A 4,915-nucleotide genomic window follows, 5' to 3' on the forward strand; every position below is an offset into this window, starting at 1 on the left:
CAGTACTTTCGCGTTCTCTTATTATTAAGATTATTAATATTTTCAATATCCTTAATTTGTATATTTAAATTATTTGCAGTTTCTTTGGAATTATTATTAAAATCATTTTGAGTATCAATATTTATTTTTTTTAATAATTCGTTTCCTCTGTTTATTGCGTCTTCGAGTAGCGAAATTCTGCTTAAAGCTATATTATTAAATTCTTTAACCAAAGCTTCTATTTCTTCTCTAGCTTTTGAAGTCGTTTCTCTTTCAAGTCTTTCTCTCGCTCTCGAAACTATATAAATATAAAATAACGGCAAAGCCACCGCCAATATGATTATATTAATTATAACGCTTATAAAAATTTGCATATTAAATTTTTAACCGAAAATATCTATTTTAGAACCTTTCATTTGTTCCGCAGCTCCGATTTCGTTTATTTCTATCGTCTCTATCGAACCCTCTAAAGAATCATCGCTATCAATAATATTTCTTCTATTTTTTTTTCTGTAAGAAATATAACCTTGTCCTTTTTTGCCTCTCTGTTCGTCTTTTTTTTCTTTAATTTTAGTGTCTTCCGAAACATTTTCCGATTTTACAACGGTTGAATCCTTTATAAAAGATTCTCTATGTATATCTCTGTCCTCCGACTGCATGGCTATCGTTTTCGCCGCCATTCTCACATGCTCCATACGACCTATATGGGATTGTTGCATGTATAATTGTTGTAAATCCAAAGGGGCTATAGGCATTATTAAATCTCCGTATTCTATGCCTTAATTTTATTATTATTTTAAATATTATATTTTTTTTATTTTATTTGCAAGTTAAATTGACAAATATAAAAAATAACGCTTGATATTATAATCTATATATGATATAATTCTATTTTAATAAATCAATAAAGTATGAAAATAATATAATTAAATATAGCAAAGGAGAAAATTAGATTATGGAAGTCATTTTGAAGAAAGATTTTATATCGTTGGGTTATGAAGGAGATATATGTAAAGTAAAAGACGGTTATGCGCGAAATTATCTTATTCCAAGAAATATTGCCGTTATTAAAAACGCGGGAAACTTGAAAACTTTGGCTCAAATGCAAAAAAGTTTGGAGAAAAAAAGAGCTAAAAGGAAAATGGAAGCGGAAATACTCAAAGGCAAAATTGTCGATATAAGCGTGGTTATTCCCGTTAAAGTGGCAGACAATGGAAAATTATACGGTTCGGTTAGTCAGCAGAGCATAGTTGACGCTTTGAAAGAAAAAGAAATCGATATAAGCAAAAGAGATGTTCATATGGATAAGCATATCAAAGAGCTTGGAGAATATGAAGTGGAAATTAAATTATATCATAGCGTCAATGCGAATATAAAAATTAATGTCGTTAATATAGAAACTTTGGAAGGTTCGCAAACGGAAACCGAAATTAAAGAAGAAACAATTACCGAAGAAAAGATTAACGAAGAAGCTTAAATTTAAAATAGCGGTTATAAAATGAATAATATGCCTTACTCGATAGAAGCCGAAGAGTCTCTATTGGGAGCTATGCTTCAAAATCCGCAGGCTATATCTATAGCTTTGTCAAAAATTAATTCAAAAGATTTTTACAGCGAAAGAAATCGTCTTCTTTACGAAAGCGTCATTGAAATGCATAACAGAAATATCGAGGTTAATGGAGAGACGGCTTTAAGATATTTGAAAGAAAACGGCTTATTTGAAAAACTCTTTCAAAACGACGAAGCATATTTGATGCGGATAATTGACGGAACTCCTTTTTATCAAAACGCAAAATATTACTCCGAAATAATAGCGGAAAAATCTTTATTAAGAGATTTGATTTTAGCCTCTCAAGATATTCAAAAATCCGCTTACGAAGCGAAAGATTCCGAGACGAAAGAAGTCGCAGATTTTGCCGAGAAAAAAATATTTGAAGTCACTCAAAGAAGATTAGACAACGATTTTATTCATATAAGAGATTTGCTTTACGAAGCTTTGACTTCCATTGAAGAGAGAAAAAAACATAAAAGCGCCGTTACGGGAGTGCCTTCTGGTTTTGCGGGACTTGACAGAGTGACGCATGGATTTCAACCTTCCGATTTGATTATACTTGCCGCTCGTCCTTCCGTTGGGAAAACGAGTTTCGCCCTCAATATAGTCGAACATGTTATGACTAATGTAGAAACGATGAGTTTTGGAATCGGTTTTTTTTCTTTGGAAATGAGCAGAATGCAATTAGTGGAAAGATTAATATCAAGCAAGGCAAGAATAAATTTATCGAGAGTTCGTTCGGGAGATTTGGAAAGGACTGAATGGACAAAACTTGGGCAGACTTTCAATAGTTTGTCTCAATCAAATCTTTTAATAGACGACTCGAGTCAGCTAACGATAATGGAAATTCGAGGAAAGGCGAGGCAGATGAAATATAAATTTGCCGAGATGAGCAAAACTTCGGGGAAAAATATCGATTTGAAACTTATAGTCGTAGATTATTTGCAGCTTATTCATTCCAATATTCAAACGAGAAGAAACGGAACGAGAGAGCAGGAAATTGCCGATATATCGAGAGGATTAAAAGCGCTCGCAAAAGAATTAAATATTCCCGTTGTGGCTTTGGCGCAGCTTTCGCGGGCGGTAGAGCAGAGGCAGGATAAACCGAGACTTTCCGATTTGCGCGAGTCGGGTTCAATAGAGCAGGATGCCGATTTGGTTATGTTTTTGCATAGACAAAAGCCAAACAGAGATGACGAAGAGGTTATAGACGAAAGGAATAATCAAGTCGAGGTAATACTTGCGAAACATAGAAACGGTTCTATTATAGACGGGCTTCCACTAAATTTTGTAGCCGAGCAGACGAGATTTGAAAATATTTATTCCAACGCGGATAATAATTGATTTTGAAGAGGTTTTATTATGGAATTATTTGATTTTAAAATAGAATTAAGAAAAGGAATAAAGAATAGGGTAGCTTACTTTCTCGCGACTTTGGGAGAATTTAATCAATTATTATTGCAAATATTTAAATATACTTTTAAGCCTTCTTTTTCTTTCAAACTTTTGACTGACCAGATAATAAGAATGGGAGTCGAATCTTTTGTAGTAGCCGCCGTTACCGTTCTTTGCGTTGGAATGGTTATGTCTCTTCAAATTGCCGTAGTTTTGGACAGTGTTTTAAAAGGAATATCTCAATTTGTCGGTTCTATGGTTGGAAAGGCTATGGTTAAAGAATTGTCTCCGATGCTTTTGGCTTTGATATTTGCGGGTAGGGTAGGGAGTTCGGTTACCGCGGAAATAGGAACTATGCAAGTGAGCGAACAACTTGACGCTTTGAAAACTCTTTATACCAATCCTATAGAATATGTCGCCGTTCCAAGATTTTGGGCTGCGGTTATATCTCTTCCAATGCTTACCGTTTCTGCGGATATTATAGGAATAGTCGGAGGAGCTGTTGTGACGGTTTTCGTTTTGCATAACGACCCGATTCATTATTTCGATAGGGCGATTGCGGTAGTTTCGCTTGGAGATTTTATGGGAAGTTTGATAAAGTCCACAATATTTGGAGCGGAGATTATGCTTATATCATGCTTCTTTGGTTTTAGGACAACGGGCGGTGCGGAAGGCGTGGGAAAGTCTACGACAACGAGCGTGGTTTATAGTTTTATGATAATACTTATTACCGATTATTTGCTCGTTTCAATACTCGGATTATTCGGAATGTGATTAAAAAATTATATGATTATTTATGATTATTAAAGATAAAAAATAATTTATTATAATAAAGGAAAATTAAATATTATGAAAGGCATAACTACAATATTATTACTAATTCTATCAAACACATTTATGACAATCGCATGGTATGGACATTTGAAATTTAATCAAATGAAAGGTTTCGACAAATTGGCGCTTCCTTTTGTTATTCTTATAAGTTGGGCAATAGCTTTATTCGAATATTGTTTTCAAGTTCCAGCAAACAGAATAGGATTTTCGGGAAACGGCGGTCCTTTTTCGCTTATGCAACTTAAAGTTATTCAAGAAGCGATTACATTAACCGTATTTACGATTTTTACTATAGTATTTTTCAAAACGGAAACTTTCAGGCTAAATCATTTTATAGGTTTTTTATGTTTGATTCTTGCCGTGTTTTTTATTTTTAAGAAATAATTTTTTATGATTAATATTATTTACGAAGATAAATATTTTATCGCAATAAATAAAGACGCTGGAATCGAAGTAGACGATAATTTAATCAAATTAATTAAAAAAGAAAATCTAAATATTGAAAATCTTTATCTGGTTCATAGAATCGACAAATATACTTCTGGAATAGTTATTTTAGCAAAAGACGAAAACATTAAAAAATATTTTGAAGACGCCTTTAAGAATAGAAATATAAATAAAATATATCATGCGATAGTCGAGGGAATAGTCAAAAATAATAAAGGAACTATAAACTTATCAATAGGAAAAGATGAGAAAAATCCGAATAAAAGAATTATTTTGAGCGTAAAATCTGGCGGTGAAAATGCGATAACTAACTATGAAGTTTTGAAAAAATTAAAAGAACATACGCTTATGAAATTGAATCCGATTACAGGCAGAACGCATCAAATTCGAGTTCATTTGTCAAGTATCGGGCATCCGATTATTGGAGATAAAATATATTCCAAGAACGCTAAAATTTATAAAATGAAAAGTTTTGCGCTTATTGCGAAAGAAATTCATTTTATTCATCCGATAACAAAAAAAAATTTTGACATAATCGTAGAATATAATAAAGAATTTTTTAGCAGATTAAAATTGCTTGAAATATAATATTTAGTTGATTGCTTTGCCAACGGCACGCAATGGCATAATTTACATAGTTAATAACATAGGGTATATGAAAAAATAAAAAATTTATATGCAAATGAAAAAATAAAAAATTTATATGCA

General features: G+C 32.3%; 6 protein-coding genes and 1 pseudogene. 5 read left to right on the plus strand and 2 right to left on the minus strand.

The window, feature by feature from the left end:
- Together EZH24_RS07155 and EZH24_RS07160 are read right to left on the minus strand one after the other, a co-directional pair.
- Nucleotides 1-353 (minus strand): annotated as a pseudogene (locus EZH24_RS07155) (hypothetical protein); the annotation flags it as partial.
- Nucleotides 354-362: 9 nt separating this feature from the next.
- Entirely contained in the window at nt 363-734 is a 372-nt protein-coding gene (locus EZH24_RS07160) for a hypothetical protein (protein ID WP_137998437.1), read from the minus strand.
- Nucleotides 735-934: 200 nt separating this feature from the next.
- On the opposite strand from EZH24_RS07160, the gene rplI reads away from it, so the two are divergent.
- The 5 genes from rplI (at nt 935) to EZH24_RS07185 (ending at nt 4,795) form a co-directional block, all read left to right on the plus strand.
- Nucleotides 935-1,456 carry a 50S ribosomal protein L9 gene (rplI, locus tag EZH24_RS07165; protein ID WP_137998438.1) on the plus strand — a complete coding sequence of 174 codons (522 nt, stop codon included), beginning with the start codon at nt 935-937 and terminating at the stop codon, nt 1,454-1,456.
- Between the two features lie 21 nt (nt 1,457-1,477).
- Complete coding sequence (gene dnaB / locus EZH24_RS07170) at nt 1,478-2,875, plus strand: replicative DNA helicase (protein WP_137998439.1); 1,398 nt, start codon at nt 1,478-1,480, stop codon at nt 2,873-2,875.
- An 18-nt stretch (nt 2,876-2,893) separates the two neighbouring features.
- Complete coding sequence (locus tag EZH24_RS07175) at nt 2,894-3,700, plus strand: MlaE family ABC transporter permease (protein ID WP_137998440.1); 807 nt, start codon at nt 2,894-2,896, stop codon at nt 3,698-3,700.
- Nucleotides 3,701-3,775: 75 nt separating this feature from the next.
- A complete protein-coding gene (locus EZH24_RS07180; protein WP_137998441.1) occupies nt 3,776-4,144 on the plus strand; it encodes a DMT family protein in 369 nt (122 codons plus the stop codon).
- Nucleotides 4,145-4,153: 9 nt separating this feature from the next.
- Nucleotides 4,154-4,795, plus strand: a complete 642-nt coding sequence (locus EZH24_RS07185; RefSeq protein WP_137998442.1) for an RluA family pseudouridine synthase — start codon at nt 4,154-4,156, stop codon at nt 4,793-4,795.
- The last annotated feature ends 120 nt before the right edge of the window (nt 4,796-4,915 follow it).

The organism is Brachyspira catarrhinii (genome assembly GCF_005518285.1).
In the GTDB taxonomy this organism is placed as follows: Bacteria; Spirochaetota; Brachyspiria; order Brachyspirales; family Brachyspiraceae; genus Brachyspira; species Brachyspira catarrhinii.